General features: G+C 63.6%; 20 protein-coding genes. 1 reads left to right on the top strand and 19 read right to left on the bottom strand.

The window, feature by feature from the left end:
• Positions 1–10: 10 nt before the first annotated feature.
• The 10 genes from M1D34_RS05545 to M1D34_RS05500 form a co-directional block, all read right to left on the bottom strand.
• Positions 11–1,039 (bottom strand): zinc-binding dehydrogenase, encoded by a 1,029-nt coding sequence (locus M1D34_RS05545; RefSeq protein WP_028011932.1) that lies wholly within the window; start codon positions 1,037–1,039, stop codon positions 11–13.
• 238 nt (positions 1,040–1,277) lie between these two features.
• The gene (locus tag M1D34_RS05540; protein ID WP_003530769.1) at positions 1,278–2,561 is read right to left on the bottom strand and encodes a beta-ketoacyl-ACP synthase; all 1,284 of its coding nucleotides are present in this window, start codon (positions 2,559–2,561) and stop codon (positions 1,278–1,280) included.
• Between the two features lie 12 nt (positions 2,562–2,573).
• Positions 2,574–3,776: a beta-ketoacyl-ACP synthase gene (locus tag M1D34_RS05535; RefSeq protein WP_127540171.1), complete on the bottom strand. Its 1,203-nt coding sequence runs from the start codon at positions 3,774–3,776 to the stop codon at positions 2,574–2,576.
• A gap of 2 nt (positions 3,777–3,778) precedes the next feature.
• Positions 3,779–4,255, bottom strand: coding sequence for a 3-hydroxyacyl-ACP dehydratase FabZ family protein (locus M1D34_RS05530; RefSeq protein WP_127540173.1), 477 nt, complete (start codon positions 4,253–4,255; stop codon positions 3,779–3,781).
• A gap of 171 nt (positions 4,256–4,426) precedes the next feature.
• Positions 4,427–4,714: an acyl carrier protein gene (locus M1D34_RS05525; protein ID WP_010969581.1), complete on the bottom strand. Its 288-nt coding sequence runs from the start codon at positions 4,712–4,714 to the stop codon at positions 4,427–4,429.
• 150 nt (positions 4,715–4,864) lie between these two features.
• Entirely contained in the window at positions 4,865–5,848 is a 984-nt protein-coding gene (cbiB, locus tag M1D34_RS05520) for an adenosylcobinamide-phosphate synthase CbiB (protein WP_028011930.1), read from the bottom strand.
• Positions 5,848–6,849, bottom strand: coding sequence for a threonine-phosphate decarboxylase CobD (cobD, locus tag M1D34_RS05515; RefSeq protein WP_127540175.1), 1,002 nt, complete (start codon positions 6,847–6,849; stop codon positions 5,848–5,850). Before cobD ends, cbiB begins: the two co-directional genes overlap by 1 nt.
• 2 nt (positions 6,850–6,851) lie before the next feature.
• Positions 6,852–8,141 carry a cobyrinic acid a,c-diamide synthase CobB gene (locus M1D34_RS05510; RefSeq protein ID WP_127540177.1) on the bottom strand — a complete coding sequence of 430 codons (1,290 nt, stop codon included), beginning with the start codon at positions 8,139–8,141 and terminating at the stop codon, positions 6,852–6,854.
• Positions 8,138–8,977 (bottom strand): uroporphyrinogen-III C-methyltransferase, encoded by an 840-nt coding sequence (gene cobA / locus M1D34_RS05505; RefSeq protein WP_003530753.1) that lies wholly within the window; start codon positions 8,975–8,977, stop codon positions 8,138–8,140. Before cobA ends, M1D34_RS05510 begins: the two co-directional genes overlap by 4 nt.
• A 133-nt stretch (positions 8,978–9,110) precedes the next feature.
• Entirely contained in the window at positions 9,111–9,539 is a 429-nt protein-coding gene (locus tag M1D34_RS05500) for a cobalamin biosynthesis protein (protein WP_010969586.1), read from the bottom strand.
• Between the two features lie 326 nt (positions 9,540–9,865).
• Here M1D34_RS05500 and M1D34_RS05495 point away from each other — a divergent pair, with 326 nt between their 5' ends.
• Positions 9,866–10,651, top strand: coding sequence for a TSUP family transporter (locus M1D34_RS05495; protein WP_028011925.1), 786 nt, complete (start codon positions 9,866–9,868; stop codon positions 10,649–10,651).
• A gap of 22 nt (positions 10,652–10,673) precedes the next feature.
• On the opposite strand, the gene M1D34_RS05490 is transcribed toward M1D34_RS05495, so the two are convergent.
• From M1D34_RS05490 to cobN, 9 genes are all read right to left on the bottom strand, one after another.
• The gene (locus M1D34_RS05490; RefSeq protein WP_498781080.1) at positions 10,674–12,455 is read right to left on the bottom strand and encodes an ABC transporter ATP-binding protein; all 1,782 of its coding nucleotides are present in this window, start codon (positions 12,453–12,455) and stop codon (positions 10,674–10,676) included.
• Positions 12,456–12,524: 69 nt separating this feature from the next.
• Positions 12,525–13,469: an acetamidase/formamidase family protein gene (locus tag M1D34_RS05485; RefSeq protein ID WP_027989307.1), complete on the bottom strand. Its 945-nt coding sequence runs from the start codon at positions 13,467–13,469 to the stop codon at positions 12,525–12,527.
• Positions 13,459–15,075: an ABC transporter substrate-binding protein gene (locus M1D34_RS05480; RefSeq protein WP_015007699.1), complete on the bottom strand. Its 1,617-nt coding sequence runs from the start codon at positions 15,073–15,075 to the stop codon at positions 13,459–13,461. The genes M1D34_RS05485 and M1D34_RS05480 overlap by 11 nt, the downstream gene beginning before the upstream one ends.
• 41 nt (positions 15,076–15,116) lie before the next feature.
• Positions 15,117–16,037 (bottom strand): ABC transporter permease, encoded by a 921-nt coding sequence (locus M1D34_RS05475; RefSeq protein ID WP_003530741.1) that lies wholly within the window; start codon positions 16,035–16,037, stop codon positions 15,117–15,119.
• Entirely contained in the window at positions 16,037–16,933 is an 897-nt protein-coding gene (locus M1D34_RS05470; protein ID WP_033048772.1) for an ABC transporter permease, read from the bottom strand. Before M1D34_RS05470 ends, M1D34_RS05475 begins: the two co-directional genes overlap by 1 nt.
• Entirely contained in the window at positions 16,914–17,528 is a 615-nt protein-coding gene (locus M1D34_RS05465) for an ANTAR domain-containing response regulator (protein WP_498781076.1), read from the bottom strand. The genes M1D34_RS05470 and M1D34_RS05465 overlap by 20 nt, the downstream gene beginning before the upstream one ends.
• A complete protein-coding gene (locus M1D34_RS05460; protein ID WP_498781074.1) occupies positions 17,525–18,691 on the bottom strand; it encodes a transporter substrate-binding domain-containing protein in 1,167 nt (388 codons plus the stop codon). The genes M1D34_RS05465 and M1D34_RS05460 overlap by 4 nt, the downstream gene beginning before the upstream one ends.
• A 196-nt stretch (positions 18,692–18,887) precedes the next feature.
• Positions 18,888–19,532 (bottom strand): cob(I)yrinic acid a,c-diamide adenosyltransferase, encoded by a 645-nt coding sequence (gene cobO, locus M1D34_RS05455; protein ID WP_498781072.1) that lies wholly within the window; start codon positions 19,530–19,532, stop codon positions 18,888–18,890.
• A 10-nt stretch (positions 19,533–19,542) separates the two neighbouring features.
• The gene (gene cobN, locus M1D34_RS05450; RefSeq protein ID WP_498781070.1) at positions 19,543–23,361 is read right to left on the bottom strand and encodes a cobaltochelatase subunit CobN; all 3,819 of its coding nucleotides are present in this window, start codon (positions 23,359–23,361) and stop codon (positions 19,543–19,545) included.
• Positions 23,362–23,431 lie beyond the last annotated feature (70 nt).

The following is a 23,431-nucleotide window of genomic DNA, read 5'->3' as shown; positions in this document are numbered from 1 at the left end:
CGCACGAAGATCAATCCATCCGCAACACGATCTTGCCGAAGATCTGGCGCGACTCCATACGCTCCAGCGCGCGGTCGATATCGTTGAGCCCCACCTCGGTGTCGATCACCGGATGAACGAGCCCGCGCCCCATCTTCTGCATGGCGTTCGCCATGTTCTCCATTCGGCAGCCGAAGGAGCCGAGCAGTTTCAGCTGCTGCTGGAACAGCATCATCAGATTCATGTCGGTCGAGACACCGGAAGTCGAGCCGCAGGTGACGAGGCGTCCACCACGCTTCATCGACAGCATCGAGCCCGCCCAGGTATCCTTGCCGACATGTTCGAAGACGACATCTACGCCCTTCTTCTTCGTCAGCTTCCGCACCACGCCTTCGAAACGATCGGTCCGGTAGTTGATGACGTGGTCGGCACCGAGCGCCTTCGCCCTGTCGATCTTGTCGTCCGATCCGACTGTGGTGATGACCGTGCAGCCGATCTTCTTGGCGAGCTGGATCGCGGCCGTGCCGATACCGGATCCGCCGGCATGGACGAGGATCGTCTCGCCGGGTTCGAGCTTGGCGTTGTCGAACAGCATGTGCTCGACGGTACCGAAGGTGACCGGCGCCAGCGCCGCGCCGATTTCGTCGACGCCGGGGGGTGCAGGCACCAACAGGCGCGCCGGAAGGTTGACCTTCTCCTGCGCGAAGCCGTCCAGATGGAAGCCATGGACGCCCCCGACATGTTCGCAGAGATTGTCGCGCCCCTCGCGGCACGGGCGGCAGAGGCCGCAGGTACGCGCACCGTAGATCGAGACGAGCTGGCCGGGGAGCACATTGGCGACGCCCGGGCCGATGCTCTCCACGACGCCGGAGGCTTCCGCGCCGATGACGAGCGGCATCTTGCGCTTGGCGAAAGCCATGCCGCGCCAGCCCCAGACGTCGATATGATTGAGCGCGACCGCCTTGACCCGCAGCGTCACCTCGCCAGGACCGGGCGCCTCCGGCTCCGGCAGATCGGTGATTTCAAGCTTGCGGTCATCGAGCAGTTGCAGGGCGCGCATGGTCTTTTCCTTTGCATATGTCGTTGTCGCGCGAGAGTTGCGCGGAAGGGATAGACCCCCTCTGGCCTGCCGGCCATCTCCCCCACAAGGGGGGAGAGTAGGCGTGGCATGCCTTTCGCCTTCCAATCAAGGCTCATCTTGTTGCGACGCTTGGAGCGAAGCGAGAGGCCAACCGCACCTTTTCTCCCCCCTTGTGGGGGAGATGGCCGGCAGGCCAGAGGGGGCCTTTTTCTTCCACTCAGGCCGGCTCGGCGGTCATGACAAGGCTGGCGTTCTGGCCGCCGAAGCCGAAGGAGTTCGACAGCACTGCAGTCACCTGCTGGCTGCGCTTCACGTTCGGCACGACATCGAGAACGATCGCCGGGTCGGGGTTCTGGTAGTTGATCGTCGGCGGCAGCGTGCCGCTGAGCATCGTCTGGAGCGAGAAGACCGCTTCGACCGCACCGGCTGCCGTCAGCGTGTGACCGATCATCGACTTGTTGGATGAGACCGGGATCGACGGCAACCGCTCGCCGAAGACCGCGGACATCGACAGATACTCCATCTTGTCGTTTTCGGGCGTGGAGGTGCCATGGGCATTGATGTAGCCGATCCCGGCTTCGTCGATGCCCGCATCCGCAAGTGCCGCGCGGATCGTCGCGATCGCCGGTCCGCCATCGGGGGAGGAACGCGTGCGGTGGAAGAGGTCGGCCTTTTCGCCGCAGCCCTTGAGAATGCCGTAGATGCGGGCGCCGCGAGCGACCGCCGCTTCCAGCGATTCGAGCACCAGCGTCGCGGCGCCTTCCGCAATCACGAAACCGTCGCGATCCTTGGTGAAGGGCTTCGAAGCCTTTTCCGGCGGCTCGTTCTGTGTGGAGAGCGCCGAGAGCAGCGAGAAGCGGATGAGGGCCTCGGCACTGACCGAGCCGTCCGTCGCAACCGTGAGCGCCCTGTCGGTCCTGCCCTGGCGGATGGCTTCGACGCCGAGCTGTATGGCGGTCGCCCCGGATGCGCAAGCCGTCGAAAGCGTCACCGGAAGGCCGCGCGTACCGAAGCGGTCCGCAAGACGCTCCGAGATCGAGCCGAATAGCACGGCCTCGTGGAAGGTCGGATCCGCCTTCTGCCGCATTGCCGCGAGGAACCGATTATAGGCGTCGCCCGGCTGGCTCGACGGCGGCGAGCGGTCGGCAAGCTCGAAACGGGCATTCCATTCGGGCTCGATCGGCGGCGCCGCCAGGAAGAGCGGGCCGTTGAAATCGCCGGAAAGGCCGGCCTGAGCCAGGGCCTCCAGCGTCGTTTCGCGCGCCATCGCATAGGAACGCTCGACGGCATTCTCCGCAGGAATCTCGATGAAGTCGACCGTGCCGCTGATGCGGGTCGAAAGAGCATCGGTCGGGAACCGGGTGATCTTGTGAATGCCCGATACGCCCCCGGTGAGCGCCGCCCAGTTGTCGTCGAGCCCCTGCCCGAGCGAGGTGATGACGCCCATGCCGGTGACGGCAACGATCGGACGGCCGAGGTGGTCCTTATAAGCCTTGCTCATAGTTCGAGCTCCTTATTCCGCGGCAAGCACGGCGACGCCTTCGCCACGGGAGTGGCCGATGGTGGTGACGACCGCCGCCCTTGCCGGGGCCAGCATCGGGGCTTCGGCGGCGGGGTCGAAAGGTGGAACCTTGGCTGCGTGTCCGAGCGAGAGCGCGGCAAGGACCATGCCGACCGGAAACTGCGCCTCGATGCCGTGACCGACGAGCCCGCCATAGGCACGGACCGGCCGGCCGGCGAGTTCGGTTTCGAGAAACGCCTTTTCCCGTCCGGCAAGGTCATGGAAGCCCGAGGTGCCGGAAAAGACGACGGTCGACTGCCGATCGAGCTCGAGGGCCGGCTTCGATAGATATCTGAGGCGCGCTTCGAGCCGCCCGTCCTCGCGGCTGCCGCGGTCGCCGCCGATCGCATCGATCGTCGCATAGATGCGGGCGCCGCGTGACTCGGCATATTCGCGCGACTCCAGAACCAGGAAGGCGCCAACGGAACCGAGGATCATGCCGCCCCCGTCCTCGGGCTTGCGGGACCAGATCGGATGCCACTCACCGAGCGCATGGCCCTGGATCGCCTCGATCATCAGGACGATGTCGAGACGCTCGGCCGAAAATGCACCGCCGACCAGCGTGTGGCTCGACTGACCGGCCTTGATGCGGGCAAAGGCCGTCTCGATCGCGGAAATGCCGGCCGCCTCTTCGCCCATGAAAGTGCGCGACGAACCCGTGACCTTGTGCACGATGGAGATGTTGCCGGCGAGAAGGTTGGAAAGCTGCGCCAGAAACAGCGTCGGGCGCAGTTCCGTCGTCAGCTTCTCGTTCAAGAGCCGTTCGCGGTCGTTGCGCTTCAGCGCCTCGTCGACGATGAGAGAGTCGACATTGATATCGCGCTCGCCGCCGCCGGCCGCGACGATCATGTCCATGCTTCCGCAGGCTTCGAGATTGTCCTTGAGACCAGCGTCGTCGAGCGCCAGGCCGGCAGCGAAAACGCCGAGGCGCTGCCAGTTCTCCATCTGCCGCTGGTCGCCGCGCTTCGGAATCTGCTGCGACCAGTCGATTTCCGGTAACGGGTGGACCGGATAGGGTGCGAAACGTTCCGTTTCGATGCGAACCTCAGGCGGCTCGGCCGCGCCGAGCAGCGCCACATGAGGCTCGGCCCCGACGCCCTGGCTCGTCACGATGCCTACCCCGGTGATCACCACATCGTTCGCGGATTTCGTCATTTTCACTTCTCCGAACCGGCCATCGCGGCCATGAGCCCCAGTTCTTCCGCACGCTTGCGCACGATTTCGCCCAGCGGCACCTGGTCGAACGGGATCGTCCTCAGCTTCAGCTGAGCATCGCATATCTTCTTGCCGCCAGACGCAATCCTGGCCTTCGTCACTGCAAAGCCGGATCCCTCGTGCTCGAGCAGAGCCTCTATCTCGAGCTCGGCATTCGGTTCGACGAAGCTGCGCATCTTCGCACCGTCGACCGTCATCAGGAACGGCATTGCGGCGAATTTCGTCGCGGCCAGCACCAGGAAGCCGGAAGCCTGCGCCATGGTTTCGATCAGCAGCACGCCCGGGACCAGCGGGTAGCCGGGGAAATGCCCCTCGAATACCGGGCTCTTCTCCGGCACGACCGAGCGCGCCACCAGACGGCCGGCCGCCAGATCGACGGTTTCGACCCGGTCGATCATCTGGAAATATTCAAGGAGCATGCAGGCTCATCCCATTCGTTTCGCGCTCAAGTAAAAATGCCGATGCCGCCTGTCAAGCGCGGGGCGCGACAGGCGGCATCGGGAAAGGGGCCGATCCGTGTCAGCGATGATCGCCAAGCTCCGATCGCAGATGAAAGCGCGATCCACGCGGAAAGCCGCTTCAGGCTTTCCTCAACCCGCTTTCGCGGCCCGCAGCTCGTCGATCTTGGCACAAAGGTTCTTCAGCACGAAGTACTCCTCGGTCGAGACCTTGCCTTCGTTGACTTCCTGAGTCCACTGCTCCAGCGGAATCTTGATGCCGAATTCCTTGTCGATCGCAAAAACGATGTCGAGAAAGTCGAGGCTGTCGATGCCGAGATCATCGATCGTGTGGCTTTCCGGCTTGATCGTCTCGCGATCGATCTCGCTCGTTTCCGCGATAATATCGGCAACCTTGTCGAATGTAGCTGTCACGCGCATACCTCTTAAAATTCGAGTCTTGGCGAACCCTATAGAAAAATGCACCGCAAAAGCCAATGCCCCATGGTCTTTTGCCACCGCGATTTGGAGAAGGTGTTGCTCAACGACGACCGTGTAGGCCCTGAGCGGGGTTACTTCGTGATCCGGGACCTAGAAAAGCAGAAGCGGCAAAGCAGCAGCCGCGAAGGCGAAGGTCATCACCGAACAGGCCGCATAGAAGACGGTGACCGCAGCCTCGATATCCTCGATGGCAGCAACCGCACGGCCGGCGTCGTTCATCATGGGCTCGTCGACCTTCACACCACCATAGATTCTCGGTCCTGCAAGCTGAACGCCGGTTGCGCCTGCCATCGCAGCTTCGGGCCAGCCGGAATTGGGCGAGCGGTGAAGTCCGTGATCGCGCCGCGCCACCTCGATTGCGGTTTTCGCCGCTTCCGCACCGCGCCTGAAATAGGCGCCGGCTGCGATCAGGAGGGCCGAGAGCCGTGCCGCGGGCAGGTTCGCCAGATCGTCGAGCCGCGCCGAGGCCCAGCCGAAATGAAGATATTTCGGGCTCTTGTGGCCGATCATCGAGTCGGCCGTGTTCAGCATCTTGTAGGCAAGAAGGCCGGGAAGTCCGGCAACCGCATACCAGAAGGCGGGAGCGACGACGCCGTCTGAAAAGTTTTCAGCAAGGCTTTCGATGGCCGCGCGGCAGACCGCCGGCTCGTCGAGTGTGTTCGGATCGCGTCCAACGATCATCGATACCGCCTGGCGGCCGCCCGCAAGTCCATCGCGTCGCAGGCCGGCGGCAACCCGGGAAACGTGATCGGCAAGGCTCTTCTGGGCGAGGAAGACGGCCACCGTGACAACCTCGAGCAAAGAGCCGAGGGCGCCAAGCACATCGAAAAGCCGAGCGAGCACGACACCCAAGGCCGTGGCTCCGGCGAGCAGTACCAGTATGCCGACCACACCGCGGAATTTCAGCCAGGCCTTGGTGAATTCGCCGCGGTTAAGCGCTTCGTCCACGAATTCGACCGCCTTGCCGAAGAACACCACCGGATGCGTCAGACGCGACCAGAGCCAGTCCGGATCGCCGAGGACGCGGTCCAGCAGCAGCGCCATCACAAGGATAAGAAGTATTTCAGCCGACACTACACACCCATCCGGTTCAAAGCCTCGGCGAGACGACGGTCGCCCTGCGCGTTCGGTGACAATCCGATACGCAGCCAGCGCGGATCGTAGTCGAACTTTCGCGTCAGGATATGCGCCTCGCAGAGCGCCGCGTGAAGATCGTAAGCCCGTTCGTGTTCTACGAGCGTGAAAAGGCCGGTGCCGCCGACCACATCGAGCCCGGCGCCGAGAAGCACCGCGTCGAGCGCGGCCTTGCGTTCCGCGATGCCGACCTTGATCCCCAGCGTGTCGCCTTCCATCAGCTTCGCCGAAATCGCAAGTGCCGGACCCGAGACCGACCAGGGCCCGAGCCAGTCACGAAACAAGTCCTCGATCGTCCGGCTCGCGACTACAAAGCCGAGCCGAAGACCCGCAAGACCGAAGAATTTCCCGAAAGAACGGAAAACGACGAGGTTGTCATTGGCCGCAACGTGTCCGGCGACGCTCGCGTCCGGCTCCAGATCGCCGAAGGCCTCGTCCACCACGAGCAGGCCGCCATGCGCCCGCATCGCCTCCGCTATTGCAAGGATTTCCTCCGGCGGAAAGCGCCGGCCGGTCGGATTGTTCGGATTGACGACGACCGCCAGGCCGTGCGCCGCCTGGAGATCACCGGCGCACGTGACCGAGTCGACGACCAGGCCGGCGGCTTTCAGTACGCGCGCATATTCGCCATAGGTCGGCGCGAATATGGCGACTCGTTTTCCCTGGCCGGCGATCCGCGGGAGCAATTGAATGGCGGCCTGTGTTCCGGGCACCGGCAATGGCATGAGTTCGCCCGTCCGATAGTAGCGACTGGCCGCCGCACGCGCTGCCTCTTCCACATGCCGATCCGGCAATCGGTGCCAGACGCGCGCGTCGATTTCCGGCAGGGCGGCGGGACAAGGGTTGATCCCCGTCGAGAGGTCAAGCCAGTTTTCGGGCGTCCCCCCGAAGCGCGCTGCGGCTTCCGTGATCCCGCCGCCATGAATGATGGGAGCGGCCATGATCATTCCGAGAAATCGATGAGATGCATGAAGGAGCCGGCAACGTTCCGGCGACGGAGGCCGGCGCGGCCGAGATCGAGCCCTGCCGCGTCACGTACCGTGAAGAGCGGCTCAGCCGCGCCCTCCGAAACGATCGTGGCATAGTGAAATTCGTGCGCCGTCATCGGTCCCCGGAAAAACACGTCGTCAACCGGCGTGACGCGCCGGTAGCCGAGATGCCGCTTGCGTTCGGCGAAGCTCGTGACGAGCGGCAAAAGCCCGAGCATCTCGTAGCGCCCGCCATCCGCCGCGACAAGCCCCTCGCCGAGCACCATGTAGCCGCCGCACTCCCCGAAGATGCGCGCCCTACCCCCAGCTGCCTTGTGCATGGCCGCGCGGAAATTCGAAGCATTGGAGAGCTGTTCCGCATGAAGCTCGGGATAACCGCCGGGGAGATAGACCGCATCGGCACGCGGATCGGGCGTCTCGTCCGCAAGAGGCGAGAAGAATGTGATTTCGGACCCCTGCCCGCGCCAGCCGGAAAGAAGATGCTCGTAGCAGAAGGCGAAGGCCACGTCGCGCGCGACGGCTGTCCGCTGGCCGAGCGGCTTTAGCGTTCCGGCCCTCTCTCCCACCGTCAGCGGCGTCGCCGCAGCAAGCACCGCCTCGAGATCGCAACCCGAAGCGACCCGCATTGCCGCGTGATCGATGAAGGTTTCCAGCGATCCATGCTCGCCTGCCTGTACGAGGCCCAGGTGGCGTTCGGGCAGCTTCAGTGCAGCGTCCTGCCGCAGCACGCCGAAGACCGGCATCGCAATTCCGGCAAGCGCATCGCGCAGCATTCCCTCATGCCGGTCGCTGCCGACCCTGTTCAGAATGACGCCCGCGACACGGACATCGTCGCGGTGACGGGCATAGCCGCCGACCAGGGCGGCCACGGAATGGGAGAGGCGCGCGCAATCGACGACCAGGATCACTGCAAGTCCGAGTGCTGCGGCGAGATCCGCCGGCGCGCCCGTGCCGTCCGCTGCACCGTCAAAGAGGCCCATCATCGCCTCCATGATCAGCACCGAGCCGTCTTCCGCCGCAGCCGCCGCATTGGCTAGGAGCAGTTCGGGGCGCATTGCCCAGGGGTCATAATTGAAGCAGGGTTTGCCGCTGGCAGCCGTGTGAAAAGCCGGGTCGATATAGTCCGGCCCCGCCTTTCCAGGCGCGATCGAGAGCCCGCGCCGTCTCAATGCCCGCATCAGGCCGAGCGTCACCGTGGTCTTGCCCGAGCCGGAGCTCGGGGCTGCAATCATCAGTCCATTCATGCCGGGTTCCGGAGAATGCGGCTCGAAAACGGATCGGGAGCGAGCGCCCGGCCATCGAGCGCGCCAAGCCAGTCGAGCGAGGCGCGAAGCCGGACGACCTCGCCGACGACGACGATTGCCGGCGGCTCGAGCCCAGAAGCGGTCACATCGGCTTCAGCGGACGAAAGCGTGGTTTCCAGCACCACCTGTTCCGGTGTCGCCGCATTGCAGACGAAGGCCACCGGCTCGTCCGGCGAGCGGCCGGCGTCCATCAGATTGGCGGAGATCTGGCCGATATGCTTCATCGCCATGTACATGACGATTACCGGAGAGCCCTTGGCAATGCCTTCCCAATTGATCCTGTCCGGCACGACGCCGGAAGAGTCATGGCCGGTAAGGAAAGTCACCGCGTGGTTGACCTCCCGATGCGTGACCGGAATGCCGGCATAGGCAAGCCCGCCTATGCCCGCGGTGATCCCGGGAACGATGCGGAACGGGATGCGGTGCTCGACCAGGGTCAGCGCCTCCTCTCCGCCTCGGCCGAAGACAAAGGGATCGCCACCCTTGAGGCGCAGCACCCTCTTCCCTTCACGCGCCAGTTCGACGAGCCGCAGCGAGATGTCGCGCTGTTTCGGCGAAGGCTTGCCGCCGCGTTTGCCCGCAAATTCGAGTGCTGCACTCGCTTTGGCGAGCTTGAGGCAATCACCGTTGACCAGCGCATCGTGAACGATGACATCCGCCTGGCGAAGCGCATTGGCTGCGTGCAGGGTCAGAAGGCCGGGATCCCCCGGGCCCGCACCGACGAGCCAGACCGAACCCGGCTCGAGTTCAGGCAGGCCGGCAAACATGTCGGTCATCGGTCGATACTCCGGGCAAAGCAAGGCATTCCATCCGATCCAACCGAGGAAAAACTTGAAGTCGTTATGCAGGAAACAATGGCAGATAATTGAATCGGCTCATCAAAGAAACTGCAAAATTCGCCCGAGGCCATCACATGGCTCCCCTTGCATAATCGGCCGGTCCGGCGATTGCCGCCGTCGCCCGCACCGATCGGATCTTAGGCACGAGCAGCACCGCGTCGCACCCGGCGGCCGCCAAGGCCGCGCCCTCAGCGACGCCGTGGCAACCCGTATGGGCAAAGACGACCTTCGATGGATTTTTTAGACGCGACGATTGCGCCTCCAGCGTGGCAGCGTCGAAGAAATGCGTGGGCACCGAAAAGTGCCGCGCGACCGCATGGATCGCGGGCTCATCGGTCCGCGCATCCAGAGAGGCGACGAGTCCGACATCCTTGCCGGAAGCGCCGGCGTCCGCAAGCGCCTGTTCGGCAAGCGCGATAACCTCTTCGGGCGCAGTGTTGCGCTCGCAGCCAAGGCCGAGCACGAGTTTGGCGGTGATGTGTCCTTCGGCGGAAGGCATATGCGGTGCGGCTCCCATGCGGCGTCGGCGTTCCATACGAAGCGCCGGCCCGGCGAAATGCCACGTACCGGTCCGGACAGCACCGGATCAAGCCCCCTGCATGGGTCGGCCGCACCGGACGCTCTTTCAGTCCGCCTGAACGGACGCCGTCGCATGATCGTCATTTTTATCGGAGCGCTTCAGGTCGGTCAAACCGGATTGCGCCATCCACGTGTCGCAATCCGTGCGGCCACGGGATCGACCTCAGACAAACTTTGCATTTCGGCGTCACCTCTGACACAAGGCGGCTGAAGCAGTTCCCGCCGCCCTATTTGCTCGAGACTCCAGTGCACGACCTAGCCCTCCACATACTGCTCTTTCTTTTCGCGGCCGCATTCCTTGCCGGCTTCATCGATTCGATCGCCGGCGGCGGCGGGATGATCACCATCCCGGCCATGCTGATCGCGGGGATTCCACCGCTCGAGACGCTCGGCACCAACAAGCTGCAGTCGCTTTTCGGCTCCGGTTCGGCGAGCATCGCCTATGCCCGGCACGGCCACGTGAACCTCCGGGAGCAACTCCCGATGGCGCTGATGTCGGCGGCAGGCGCGGTATTGGGCGCATTGCTGGCGACGGTCGTTCCCGCGGACGTTCTGGAGGCCGTGCTGCCGTTCCTGTTGATCGGCATCGCGCTCTACTTCGGTTTCAAGCCGAATATCGGCGACCTCGACAAGCATCGGCGCCTGTCGGTTTTCCTGTTCACAATCACCTTCGTGCCCCTGATCGGCCTCTATGACGGCGTTTTCGGTCCGGGCACAGGTTCCTTCTTCATGCTCGGTTTCGTCTCGCTTGCAGGCTACGGCATCCTCAAGGCGACGGCGCACACGAAATTCCTGAATTTCGGCTCCAATATCGGCGCATTTTTCGTCTTCCTGCTCAGCGGCGTCGTGCTCTGGAAGATCGGCCTTACGATGGGCGTCGGCCAGTTCCTCGGCGCGCAGGTCGGCTCGCGCTATGCGATGGCAAAGGGCGCGAAGATCATCAAGCCTCTGCTGGTCGTCGTTTCGATCGCGCTCGCCATCCGGCTGCTTGCCGATCCGGAATATCCGCTGCGGATCTGGCTGGGGCTGTAGGCCGGCCGCAAACGACGACAGTTCAGCCGTTCCAGACGAGATGTCCGCCGCCCAGATCCGATGGCGGCGGGAAGGATGGCGCATAATCCAGGGCGCGCACAGGACTCGGCAGGTCTTCCGCTTTCGGCACGAAATCCCGGCGTACTCGACCCGGATCCGCCACGGGAACGGCTGCCATCAGTTTCTTCGTATAGGGATGCTGCGGACTCTCGAAGATCTGCCGCCGCGTGCCCATTTCGACGAAGCGGCCCATGTACATGACCGCTACCCGGTGGCTGATCTGCTCGACGACCGCCATGTCGTGAGAAATGAACAGGTAGGAGACGCCGGTCTCGTCCTGGATGTCCTGCAGGAGATCGAGCACCTGTGCCTGGATCGACACGTCGAGTGCCGCAACGGACTCATCTGCGACGATGAGCTTCGGTGAGAGAGACAGGGCGCGCGCGATACAGATCCGCTGCCGCTGACCGCCCGAAAACTCATGCGGGTAACGCTTCATCTGCTCGGGCGACAATCCGACCCGCTTGAAAAGATACTCCACCCGGTCACGCAGCTCGCTTCCGCTTGCAAGGCCGTGGATCACAAGTGGCTCGGCCACCAGATCGCCGACCCGCATACGCGGATCCAGCGATGCGTAAGGGTCCTGGAAGATCATCTGGACGTCACGCAGGATGGGCCGCATCGTGCTCCCCCGCAAGCCGCGCGTGGAGCGTCCGTCGACGCGTATGTCTCCCGTCCACGGGACAAGGTTCAAGAGCGCCTTGCCGGTCGTCGACTTGCCGCAACCGGACTCTCCGACGAGAGACAGCGTCTCACCCCTGTGCACGGAAAAAGAGATGCCCTCCACCGCGTGAAGTCGCCTGATCGGGCGCTGAAGGATGCCGCCCTTGATGTCGAAGCGAACCGTGAGGTTCTCGACCTGGAGCATCGGCTGTTCGGCGCCTGGCTCAGATCCTGCCTCGACCGCCTTCCCCGCTGCACGCTTCGGCGTCTCCGTTCCCGCCATTTCGCCAAGGCGCGGCACGGCGGAAAGGAGCTCCTTCGTGTACGCATCCTGCGGATGCGCGAAAAGATCCCTGCTGGTTGCGTGCTCCACGGTACGACCATGCTTCATGACCAGCACCTCGTCGGCCATTTCCGCGACCACGCCCATATCATGGGTGATCATGATCACCGAAATCCCGTGATCGGCCTGCAGCTTGCGGATAAGGGCCAGGATCTGCGCCTGAACCGTTACGTCGAGCGCCGTCGTCGGCTCGTCGGCGATCAGGATTTTCGGGTTCTGCGCGAGCGCCATCGCGATGACGATGCGCTGACGCAAGCCGCCGGAGAGCTCGTGCGGATATTGGCCGAGCCGCCGCTCCGGCTCTGGAATCTGAACCTGGTCCAGGAGTTCGACGGCCCGCGCCCGCGCGGCGCGCCGGCCACTGGTGTTTCCGTGGGCGGTGATCGCCCCGATCAGCTGATTGCCGACCGCCATCACCGGATTGAGCGAGGTCATCGGCTCCTGGAAGATCATCCCGATCTTGCGCCCGCGAATCCGCCGCATGCGTGCTTCCGGAAGCGCCAATATGTCCTCGCCATCGAGAGTGGCCGAGCCGCCCGCAATACGTGCCATCGGCTTCGGCAGCAACTGCATCAGCGAAAGCGCGCTCATCGATTTACCCGATCCGCTCTCACCTGCAAGACAAAGCGTCCTGCCGGGAAGAAGATCGAAGGACAGACGCTCCACCACGACCTTCGGCCCGGTCGGCGTAGCCACCTGGACGGTCAGTTCCTTCACGGAAAGCAGAGAGGAAGTCATCGGGCAGAGGCCTTGGCAATGTCATCGGAAGGACGCCCTGCCCCGCCGAGGCGGAACAGGACCGGTTCGTCACGCAAAGACGATGCGCGGGAAATAGAAGGACACGACCCAGTTCGGCTGGTCGACGATCTCGCTGATGCGAAGGTCGCCGCAGACGGAGCAGAGCATGTAGGCGTCTTCCGGCTTCATGCCGCGTGTCGCACAGAGCAGGTCGATCATGCCGGATACGGCCGCCCGCGCACCTTCCATCAGATCGCTTCCAATGCCGGTCGTGACCTCATAGCCCTCGGCATCGAGATGCCGAGTGACGGGGCCCGGCGTGGTAAAGCGCGGCATCCTGAGATTGGCGCCTTTCACCAGTTCCAGCTTCACGACCACATCCATCGCGCTTTCGATGGCCGTGCCGCAGACTTCGCCATCTCCCTGCGCCGCATGCGTGTCGCCGATGGAGAACAGGGCGCCCTCCACCTCGACGGGCAGATAGAGGGTTGTGCCCGCCGCCAGGTCGCGAATGTCGAGATTGCCTCCTACCCGCCGCGGCGGAACCACGGAATGCAGCCCCGGCTCTGCCGGCGCGAGCCCGATCGTGCCGGCGAAGGGCTTCAGGGGAACCCGGCCGAACTCGCCAAAGGCTGCGGGAGCGAGCGTAGCCGGATCATATTTCCAGAGTGTCAGCGCCGGCTCCGCGAACTGGTCGGCGAGGAGCCCGAAGCCCGGAATATTGGCCGTCCAGCCAAAGCCGCTCGGCTTGAAGTGCTCGATGGTCACCTTCAGGGCGTCACCCGGCTTGGCCCCATCGACATAGATGGGACCGGTGACCGGATTGACCTTCGTGAAATCGACCGTCGAGACATCGGCAACCGTGCTGTCGGCGGTGAAATGACCGGAACCGGAGTCCAGGCAATTGAACTCGAGCCGCGATCCGGGCGCCACGGTTTCCACCGGCGGGATCGAATGATCCCAGCCATAGTGGTGATGGCGTCCGTGGATGGTGTAGTCGCAGTTACTGCACATCTTTTGCATATACCTGATCGTAGTGGACGGGGATGTGGACCGGATCGACAAACAGCTTGTCGTCGCCGCCGATACGCTCCGAGCGGATGGTGAAGCGCTCCTCGTTGAAGATCGGCGCCCAGGGCGCGTCCTCCATGATCTTCAGATAGATGTCGCGCCACAGGGCCTCGCGCTCCGCGGCCTTTGCCGGGTCGACGATGGCGTCGGCTTCGGCTGCCTTCTTGTCGAGCTCTTCATTGCAGTACCAGGACCAGTTCCAGCCTCCCGGCACGGCACCGCCGCAACCCAGAATGGGGCCGTAGAAGTTCGACGGATCGGGGAAATCGGCAATCCACGCCATGCCGCCCGACCAGATCATCGGCGCCTGGTTTTCCTCGCCGCCGGCCGCGATGACATTGGCCTGTGCGAGCGACTTGATCGATGCCGTGATGCCGATCGCCTTCAGGTCCTGCTGGATCGCCTGGGCGATGCGCGGCTGCGGGTCGGTGTTCATGACATAGAGTTCGGTCGAGAACCCGTCGCCGAGGCCGGCCTGCTCGAGCAGCTTCTTGGCGCCTTCGGGATCGTAGGCATAGCCTGCGTAGTCCTTTGCATAGCCGGGCATCGAGGGTGGCAGCGGCTGGTTGGCGGCGACCGCGCGACCGTTGATGATACGCAGGATACGATCCTTGTTGATGGCCATGTTCACAGCCTTGCGCACCTCGACCTTGTCGAAGGGAGCCATCTTGACGTTCATCGTCACATAGCCGGTGTGCAGCTGGCCGCCCCGGATGATCAGGTCCTTGAAGTTGGGGTCGTTCGTCACCTCGACGAACTTCGCCGGCGGAATGCCGTCTCCGGGCACGTCGATTTCGCCGTTCTGCAGGCGAAGAAGCGCAACGACCGGCTCCTGGCCAACCTCGAAGGTGATGCGGTCCAGCTTCGGAAGCCCTTCGTTCCAATAGTCGGTGAAGCGTTCGAACACCAGACGCTGCCCAAGTGTCCATTCGGCAAGCTTGAAGGCACCGGAACCGACCGGATTCTTACCGAAATCTGCGCCGTGTTTCTCGACCTCCTCCTTCGGCACGACATGGGCAAAGTTGAGCGCCATGACGTGGAGGAAAGTGGCGTCGGGGCGGGTCAGTTCGAACCTGATCGTGTGCGGATCCTGCACCGTGATACCGGACAGCTCGCCACCCTTGCCGGCCGAGGCCTCTTCGACCCCTTTGATCGTTGCAAAGAACCCGGCACCCGGGCTCTGGGTCGCCGGGTTCACCACGCGCTCGATCGAATATTTCACGTCTTGGGCAGTCAGCTCGCGGCCGTTGTGAAACTTGACGCCCTTGCGCAGCTTGAACGTGAAGATTTTGCCGTCCTCCGAGATTTCGTAGGATTCGGCAAGGTCGGGACGCAGCTCGGTCGTGCCCGGGACATAATCCATCAGGCCGTCGAACAGCGACTTGATCATCGACCAGTTCTGCCAGTCGTAGCCGATCGCCGGATCGAGGGTCGAAACGTCGTCCTTGTAGGTGACGGTCATTTCGCCACCCTGCTTGATGTCGTCGGCAAGCGCGGGATTTCCCATGAGTGCGGCGGCGCAGACGCCGGCCAGTAGCAAGTTCCTCATCTGAAGTTCCTTTCTTGATGCTGCAGTTTTTTCTTCCCGCGTCAGCGCAGCTTGATGCGCGGGTCGATAAGCGGTGTGATGAGGTCGGCGAGCAGGTTGCCGAGCACGATGGCAAACGCAGAGACAAGCGTGACGCCCATGATGATCGGGATGTCCACCCGCTGGATCGCCTGCCAGGCCAGCTGGCCGATGCCGGGCCAGCCGAAGACGCTTTCCACCACCACGATGCCGGACATGAACAGACCGATGTCGATGCCGATCATCGCGATAACGGGCAGTATCGCGTTGGGCATTGCGTGTCGGAACAGGACCTTGGCGCGACCGGCACCGGTTGCGCGCGCCGTGCGGATGAAATCCTGGCGCATCACTTCGATCAGCGAGGAACGCATCATGCGCGAATACCAACCGGCGCCCAGGAAGCCGAGCGTAACGGAGGGCAGGACCAGATGGGCGAAGGTGCCGTAGCCGCCAATCGGGAACCAGCCCAGCTTCACGGCGAAGACGTAGAGCAGCAGGATGCCGATCACGAATTGCGGCGCCGACACCCCGACGAAAGACGCGATCATCAGCGTATCGTCGGTGCGTGAGCCGCGCCGGAGCGCCGCGACGATGCCCATGGTGAGCCCGAAGATCAGTTCACAAGTGATGGCTCCGGCCATCAGCAAGAGACTTGCCGGAAGGCGCGATGCGATCAAAGTGGCGACTTCCGTCTTCTGCAGATAGGAGCGGCCGAAGTCGCCCTGCACCAGGCCGGTGACGTAACGCAGATATTGCTCGTAGAAGGGCAGGTTGAGCCCGAGCTGTTCGCGGATGTTCTCCACGGTCTGAGCCGTTGCGCTGCGGCCGGCGATCTGTCTGGCCGGATCGGCCGGTATCAGATAGAGCAGAACGAAGGTGACGAAGCTGATGCCAAGCAGGATGACGACCGTCTGAAGCAGTCGCCGCGCGATATAGGCTGCCATCAATGCCTCCCCTGCTGCGTCGGATCGAGGACATCGCGTAGCGCATCGCCGACCAGGTTGAAGGCGAGCGCGAGCGCCAGGATCGCCGCGCCCGGTATGAACACCAGCCATGGTGCCGAGGTGAAGTAGGTCTGGTTTTCGAAGATGATGTTGCCCCACGACGGGATGGGCGGCTGCACGCCGATACCGAGGAATGAAAGCGTCGCCTCCAGTAGTACAGTCGTGGCAATGCCGAGCGTCGCCCAGACGATGATCGTGGACAGGAGATGCGGCAGGATGTGACGGAAGAGAATGCGTCCGGCGCCGGCGCCCATGGCCCGCTCGGCAGTCACGAAATCGCGCTCGGCGATCGAGCGGGTTTCGGTATAGACGACGCGGGCGATCTGCACCCAGTTCACCATGGCGATGACCATCGCCACGATCCATAGGCTGGGCGTGAAGATCGCAGCCAGAACGATGGCAAGGAGAAGTGCCGGAAAGGCCATCATCAGATCGGTGAAGCGCATCAGCACGGTGTCCACCCAGCCCCGGAAATAGCCGGCTGCAATGCCGACGAGCGAGCCGATGACGACGGCAATGCCATTGGCGACCACGCCGATGACGAGCGAGGTGCGCGCGCCGTAGATCAGGCGGCTAAGGAGGTCGCGTCCGACAAGGTCGGTACCCAGCCAGAACTGGCTGTTGGGCGGCAGCGGCGCGCCTTCGATGGTCAGACCCTCGAAGAACTGCTCGTGCGGGTCATAGGGCACGATCCAAGGCGCAAGCGCTGCTGCGCCCACCACCACGATGATGACCGCAAGACCGATGAGCGCAAGCGGCCTGTGCAGGAGGCGCGTCCACACGCCCGGTGTCCTATTCTCTTTGCTGCGCGCCGTTTCAGCGACCATGGTCGGCATTCTTCAATCCGTGGTTCTCGAATTCCTGGACGATGGCCGCAGCGACGTCCTCGATGCTGCAGCTGCGCGACATCGCGGTCAGGCGCAGGTGCTGGTAGGCTTCGCTGGCCCCGCAGTTCTTCCGGAGCATCAGCAGTGCCGTCGCCTCCGCAAGTTCCTGGCGTCGCGCGAGGCGATCCTTCAATGCGGCGACGTCACGATCGAGCGCACGGCGGCGGACAAAACTGTGGCTTGCGACCATCAGAGCACTGTACAGCCCGGCGCTGCCGATGGGCTTCAGGAGCTGCGCGTCGGCCCCTTGCCCGATAGTCCAGGCGATGCGGCCGGGTGCCTCGGAGCCGATCAGTGCGATCATCGGCAAGGGGGCTTCCCCCTGACGCCAGGGAAATTGCTCGTCGTGACCCATATCTGCGTCGATCAGGAGGACGTTGAACTCCTCTGCAGATCGATCCCTGGGAAAATCCGGCCAGGCCTGTTCCGCCGCAATGCCTATGCGGGCGCATTGGGCAAAGAGAGCGTCGACGTTCTGATGCGGCCGGTGCAGGATGAGCGCCCGCCAGCCGTCGAAATTCGGGGTGTTATGAACGGAACTCATTTCACCACCTTCAGTTCGGGCCGCCCCTCGTCCCGCCCCAACGGGCGGACAAGCGGCGTGGATGTCAGGAACGGATCCGGCGCGATGGCTTCATACGAGCGCTTGACGATCTCGAAACTGCCATCCGCACCCGCGCGGCCGATATGGGCAGCCAATTCCACGTGGTTCGTCCATCGATCGACGCTGATGGCCCCGAGCGGCGTGTCGACTGCCTGCCCGCACAGGGCGGCGCGTACAAGATCCGCATCGTCGCTGCCGCTGCGCGCGATCGCCTCGGCGATCATCACCACGGCACTGAATGCCTGCACATAGAAGGCATCGACCACGGCACTCGGATCCAGCGCCGCAAGTGTCTTCAGGAAGGAGTCGTTTTCGGGCGACTGGATCGTGCGGAAATAGCAGCTGACCGTGAAATGCCCCGCCGCGGCGTGTCCGAGCCCGGCGATCTCGCCCTCGTACAGATTGCAGCTGATGACCGGGCATCTATCCGGATGGAAGCGATCATCTGTTTCAGCGAGAGCCTGAAGTGCGCGCAGAAAAGCGTAGGACGACGGTCCGATCAGGTTGTTCAGGATGAAATCCGGTTTCTTCTCGCGGACCTCGTCGATCAGATGGGCGATATCCGTGTCTCCCATCGACACGAAACGCTCGCCCAGGACCTCGCCGCCCGAGCGATGGAGAATGTCGCGTGCGATCCGGTTGGTCTCCCAGCCCCAGATATAGTTGGAGCCGACAAGCATCGCCCTGCTGCCGAAGCGCGGCGCGATATAGTCGAGAAGCGGCACCAGGTGCTGGTTGGCACAGGCGGCAACGTAGATAAGGTTTTCGGAAACCTCGAAACCTTCATAGACGCATGGATACCAGAGCAGCGCGTCGAGTTTCTCGACCACGGGAATCACTTCCTTGCGGCTCCAGGAGGTGGTGCAGCCCACCACATGGCGCACACCGTGCTCGCGGATCAGTTGCCTGCAAAGCGGTGCATAGCGATCCGCCTCGCCTGCGGGATCGAGATGATGGGCCTCGAGCCTGAACGGGAAACGCCGGGATGCATTGACATGCTCGATCGCTGCCATCGCGCCGCCAAAGCCCTGGCCCGCCGGCTGCGCATAGCTGCCGCTCCGCGAGAACAATACTCCCACCGGGTAGGTAACGTTGCCTGTCATTCGCCCCTCAAATGCAAAAAGGCCCCGCAGAGAAACAAAGTTTCTCTTCGAGGCCCAGATGCCGACAGATAATTTCAGCCAAGCCTAACGCTAGGATACGACTTGTCAATACGAATGGACATAGCGGCGACGATTTTGGCGAAGACGGCAGTCAGCGCTGCGGAGAGCAGCGCCAATAGCTGCCAGCTCTGCGTCATCAGAATTCGACGCCCTTCTGGCCCTTGATTCCCGAGCGGAAGGGATGCTTCACCAGCTCCATCTCCGTCACCAGATCGGCGATCTCGATCAGGTCTTCCTTGGCGTTTCGGCCGGTCAGGACCACATGCGTCATGTGCGGCTTCTCTTCCTTGAGGAAGCGTACGACCTCGGCGACGTCGATATAGTCGTAGCGCAGCGCGATGTTGATCTCGTCGAGGAGCACCATGGAGTTGCGTTCGTCGCGGATGAGCTCCTTGGCCTTTTCCCAGGCCTTCGCCGCCATGGCAATGTCGCGCGCGCGATCCTGCGTTTCCCAGGTGAAGCCTTCGCCGAGCGTGTAGAACTGGCAGATCGCGCCGAAATGCTTCTCGATCAGGTCGCGTTCGCCGGTGTGCATGGCGCCCTTGATGAACTGAACGACGGCGCAGGGCATTCCGTGGGCGATGTGGCGAAAGATCATGCCGAATCCGGCAGTCGACTTGCCCTTGCCCTTGCCGGTGTGGACGATGATCAAGCCTTTTTCGTCCGTCTTGGTGGCCATGATCTTGTCACGGGCGGTCTTCTTCTTCGCCATCTTCATGGCGTGACGCGCTTCGTCCTTCTCGGCGATCGGTTCGCCGGTATTCGCGGTCTCGTCGTTCATGATGTCCTCCCTATTGATTTCCGGCCATCAGGCGGTCGGTAGCCGCGCGGCCGGAAAGGCTGTTCAGTTCGAATCGCGCCGAATTGGAGCGCGGGTTCCATAGGCCGCGGTCGATCGCCTCCAGCAGCCTCTCCGATATTTCCGAAAGCGCGGCCGGGTTCTTTTCGCGCAGGAACCCGAGGACTTTCTCGTCGGCGATATAGGCCTGATAGGCTGCCTCGAAGTGATGATCGCGGACCGCCCCGGTGGTCGCAGCGAAGGCGAACATGTAATCGACCGTCGCGGCGATTTCGAAGGCTCCCTTGTAGCCGTGGCGCATCACGCCGTCGATCCACTTCGGATTGACAACGCGGGCACGCACCACGCGGCCGATCTCCTCCTCGAGCGAGCGGATGACCGGCTTTTCGGGGCGCGAATGGTCGTTGTGGTAGATGGCCGGGCGCTGGCCGCCGAGATGCTCGGCCGCGGCGCTCATGCCCCCCTCGAACTGGTAGTAGTCGTCGCTGTCGAGCAGATCGTGCTCGCGATTGTCCTGGTTCTGGACCACGGCTTCGATCGAGCGCAGACGCTCCTCGAAAAGGCCGCGCTCCGCCTTTCCATCCTCGCCGGCACCGTAGGCGTAGCCGCCCCAGGTGAGGTAAGCCTCGGCAAGATCGCCGCGCGTTTCCCAGCCTTTCTCGTCGACAAGCGCCTGCAGGCCCGCTCCGTAAGCGCCGGGTTTCGAACCGAAGACGCGATAGGAGGCACGGCGTTGAGCCTCCTTCGCGTCGGCGCCCCGCTCTGCCCACCGCCGCGTTTCGGCACGCATGCGGGCGGCGATCATATTGTCGGCATCGTCCTCGTCGAGCGCGCCGACCGCGCGGACCGCCTTGTCGAAGAGTGCTATCTGCTCGGGAAAGGCGTCGCGGAAGAAGCCGGAAATACGCAAGGTGACGTCGACACGGGGACGGCCGAGAACGGCAAGCGGAATGATTTCGTACCCGGTCACGCGGCGCGAGGCCATGTCCCAGACGGGCTTTGCTCCGATCAGTGCCAACGCCTGGGCGATATCGTCTCCGCCGGTACGCATGTTGGAGGTGCCCCAGGCCGTGAGACCGAAGGAGGACGGCCATTCGCCATGGTCCTGCAGGTAGCGGCGGATGAGCAGCTCCGCCGATTTCTTGCCGAGCTCGTAGGCCGCCGGGGTCGGCACGGAGCGGCTGTCCACCGAATAGAAGTTGCGCCCCGTCGGCAGCACGTCCGGACGGCCGCGCGTCGGCGCACCCGAGGGACCGGGGGCGACAAACCGGCCGTCGAGGCCCGTCAGCAGACCCTTTATTTCCGCCTCGCCGGAGCTTTGGATCGAAGGCTTCAGCCGCGTCTCGATCACGGCAAGTACGGCGCGGGTGTTGGTCCATCCCACCGGACAGGCGATTTCGCCTGAAACGAGCTTCGCCGCAAGCAGTTCGATGCGCTCGACCGTGTCGCCGGCGGTGCGCCATGGCGCATCCGAGAGGGCGGCGAGAAGATCGGGCTTCAGGCCGGCCCAGGGGTCGGACATGACGCAATCGAGCGGGTCGAAGGGCTGCGAGCGTGAAGCCGCGTGCAACCCCAAGTCCACCGCGATTGCCCGTTGCAGGCTCTGATCTCCGCCCTCACTCAGACCCCGCGGCACACGGGCGAGCGCGACCGTGAGGTCGGTCAAAAGCCGTCCTTCCGGCGCCAGGCCGAAGATATGCAAGCCGTCGCGGATCTGCATTTCCTTGAGGTCGCAGAGATAGGCGTCGAGTTTTTCGAGCGCCTGGTTCTCGCTGTCGCCCTTCTCGATCCCGGCGTCGTGGTCGAGGCCGATGTCGCGGACGAGATCGAGGATCTGCCGGCTGAGCAGCCTGAGCCGCCGCGGATCGCCGCCCGCAGCCTCGTAATATTCGTCGACCAGCGCCTCCAGGTCCTTGAGCGGTCCGTAGGACTCCGCCCGCGTCAAAGGTGGCGTCAGATGGTCGATGATGACGGCGCTCGTCCGCCGCTTGGCCTGAGTGCCTTCGCCGGGATCGTTGACGATGAAGGGATAAAGATGCGGCATCGGGCCGAATATCGCCTCGGGGTAGCATTCTTCGGAAAGCGCCAGCGCCTTTCCGGGAAGCCATTCGAGGTTGCCGTGCTTGCCCATATGGACGATCGCATGGGCGCCGAAGACCTCGCGCAGATAGGCATAGAAAGCGAGATAGCCGTGCGGCGGCACGAGGTCCGGAGCGTGATAGGTTTCCTTGGGATCGATGTTGTAGCCACGCGCCGGCTGGATGCCCACGAGCACATCGCCGAAGCGCGCGAGCGGCAGGGCGAATACGCCGTCGATGAAGAAGGGATCGGCCTCCGCCGCACCCCAGCGTGCGGTCACTTCCTCTTGAATCTTTTTCGGAAGCGCGTCGAAGAAACCCTTGTAGTGATTCAAGGAAATCGTCTCGCGAATTTCCCGGTCGCGGCTTGCCGCATTGGTCGGCCCGGCCATCAGAAAGCCGATCAGCGCGTCGCCGTCATCAGGAACATTGCCGACAGCGTAGCCTTCTGCCGTCATCGCCTTCAGCACTTCAATCGTGCCGGCAGGCGTATCGAGACCCACGCCGTTTCCGAGGCGCCCGTCGCGGTTCGGATAGTTGGCCATGACGATTGCGACCCGGCGGCCCTCAGGCCGGGTCCGGCGCAGCTTCGTCCAATTGGCGGCGAGGCGTGCCGCGAAGCGCGCGCGATCGGCAAGCGGCTCGTGGCCGACGATATTGGCCTCCACCAGCGGGTCGTAAACCGAGGCTGCCTTGAAGGAAACGGCACGGGAGAGAACCCGCCCGTCCACCTCCGGCAACGCGACATTCATGCCGAGATCGCGGGCCATCAGCCCTTGAGCCGAAGTTTCCCAGGCCTCCCGCGACGACCCGGAAAAGATGACCTGCAGCACCGGCGCGCCGCCCGATTCGAGCACGGTCGGCTGGCGGTCCGCGCCCGGTGCGGAAACGGCAAAGCCCGTGGCGTTCATCACGACATCCGGAAGGGCTTCGGCGAAGACCGCTTCGAGCGTGCCGATCGAGACCGGATCCTTGAGGCTGGAGACGAAAACGGGGAGTGCCCGCACGCCCTCGGCCGCAAGCGCCTCGATCAGCGCCTCTACCGGTTTCGTCTCCCCGCTCTGGACGAGCGCGCGGTAGAAGCAGAGGGCGACGGTGGGTTCGTGTTCCGCTCTGTCCGCCTGCGCGGTGGGTACAGCCCGACGCAGTTCGGATAGGCGAACCCATTCCTCGACGCCGATCACGCCCCTGCCCGGCCACCATATGCCGGCCTTGAGCAGCGGCCGCGCCGGCTGCGGCTTGTCGCCGCCGTCGATCAGTGCCTGCGCGTAATCGAGGAAAAGGCCGGCATTCTCCGCGCCGCCTTCGGTGCAATACGCCCAAAGGCGCTGCAGGTCTTCCGCCGAGACGGTGGAGAACGAGTCGAGGCCCGGGTCCGGCTTGTCGTCGCCCGGCAACACGGCGATCTGGAATTTATTCGCAACCGCCGCGGCGTAGAGCGCCTCCAGGACGTAACGGAAGTAGCTCGCACCACCGAGCGGCCGTACGACGATCAGCTTCGCATGCCTCGCCGTGCGTTCGACGTAGGTGTCGACCGACATGGGGTGCATGAGATTCATCAGGCTGGCGATCCGCAGGCTTCTTGCGCCCGCGCGCTGACGATGGGCAGCCGCGATCGAGGCAAGTTCCGTATCGGCCGCCGACAGGAACAATATGTCGCCCGGGCTCTGTCCGAGGTCGATCGCCTCATTACCGTCGGCGATCGTTCCTTTCTGAGCTAGGAGGAGATGCATGGATGCTCCCGCAACAAACACCCCTCCCGAGGGGTTGGGGAGGTGAAATTCAGTTTCACGCTCAAAATCG

The sequence above is a fragment of the Ensifer sp. D2-11 genome, assembly GCF_054161295.1.
The sequence above is the reverse complement of the archived record's forward strand: the minus strand, read 5'-3'. Positions and strand labels throughout refer to the sequence as shown.

Bases quoted from the DNA above. Each gene is read 5' to 3' on its own strand.
- M1D34_RS05460 (WP_498781074.1), bottom strand. From the start codon at position 18,691: ATGACAGGCAACGTTACCTACCCGGTGGGAGTATTGTTCTCGCGGAGC.
- M1D34_RS05490 (WP_498781080.1), bottom strand. From the start codon at position 12,455: ATGACTTCCTCTCTGCTTTCCGTGAAGGAACTGACCGTCCAGGTGGCT.
- M1D34_RS05500 (WP_010969586.1), bottom strand. From the start codon at position 9,539: ATGCCTTCCGCCGAAGGACACATCACCGCCAAACTCGTGCTCGGCCTT.
- M1D34_RS05530 (WP_127540173.1), bottom strand. From the start codon at position 4,255: ATGCTCCTTGAATATTTCCAGATGATCGACCGGGTCGAAACCGTCGAT.
- cobA (WP_003530753.1), bottom strand. From the start codon at position 8,977: ATGACCGACATGTTTGCCGGCCTGCCTGAACTCGAGCCGGGTTCGGTC.
- M1D34_RS05535 (WP_127540171.1), bottom strand. From the start codon at position 3,776: ATGACGAAATCCGCGAACGATGTGGTGATCACCGGGGTAGGCATCGTG.
- M1D34_RS05485 (WP_027989307.1), bottom strand. From the start codon at position 13,469: ATGTGCAGTAACTGCGACTACACCATCCACGGACGCCATCACCACTAT.
- M1D34_RS05470 (WP_033048772.1), bottom strand. From the start codon at position 16,933: ATGCCGACCATGGTCGCTGAAACGGCGCGCAGCAAAGAGAATAGGACA.
- M1D34_RS05465 (WP_498781076.1), bottom strand. From the start codon at position 17,528: ATGAGTTCCGTTCATAACACCCCGAATTTCGACGGCTGGCGGGCGCTC.
- M1D34_RS05480 (WP_015007699.1), bottom strand. From the start codon at position 15,075: ATGAGGAACTTGCTACTGGCCGGCGTCTGCGCCGCCGCACTCATGGGA.
- M1D34_RS05540 (WP_003530769.1), bottom strand. From the start codon at position 2,561: ATGAGCAAGGCTTATAAGGACCACCTCGGCCGTCCGATCGTTGCCGTC.
- M1D34_RS05545 (WP_028011932.1), bottom strand. From the start codon at position 1,039: ATGCGCGCCCTGCAACTGCTCGATGACCGCAAGCTTGAAATCACCGAT.
- M1D34_RS05510 (WP_127540177.1), bottom strand. From the start codon at position 8,141: ATGAATGGACTGATGATTGCAGCCCCGAGCTCCGGCTCGGGCAAGACC.
- M1D34_RS05475 (WP_003530741.1), bottom strand. From the start codon at position 16,037: ATGGCAGCCTATATCGCGCGGCGACTGCTTCAGACGGTCGTCATCCTG.
- cobN (WP_498781070.1), bottom strand. From the start codon at position 23,361: ATGCATCTCCTCCTAGCTCAGAAAGGAACGATCGCCGACGGTAATGAG.
- cobO (WP_498781072.1), bottom strand. From the start codon at position 19,532: ATGAACGACGAGACCGCGAATACCGGCGAACCGATCGCCGAGAAGGAC.
- M1D34_RS05525 (WP_010969581.1), bottom strand. From the start codon at position 4,714: ATGCGCGTGACAGCTACATTCGACAAGGTTGCCGATATTATCGCGGAA.
- cobD (WP_127540175.1), bottom strand. From the start codon at position 6,849: ATGGCCGCTCCCATCATTCATGGCGGCGGGATCACGGAAGCCGCAGCG.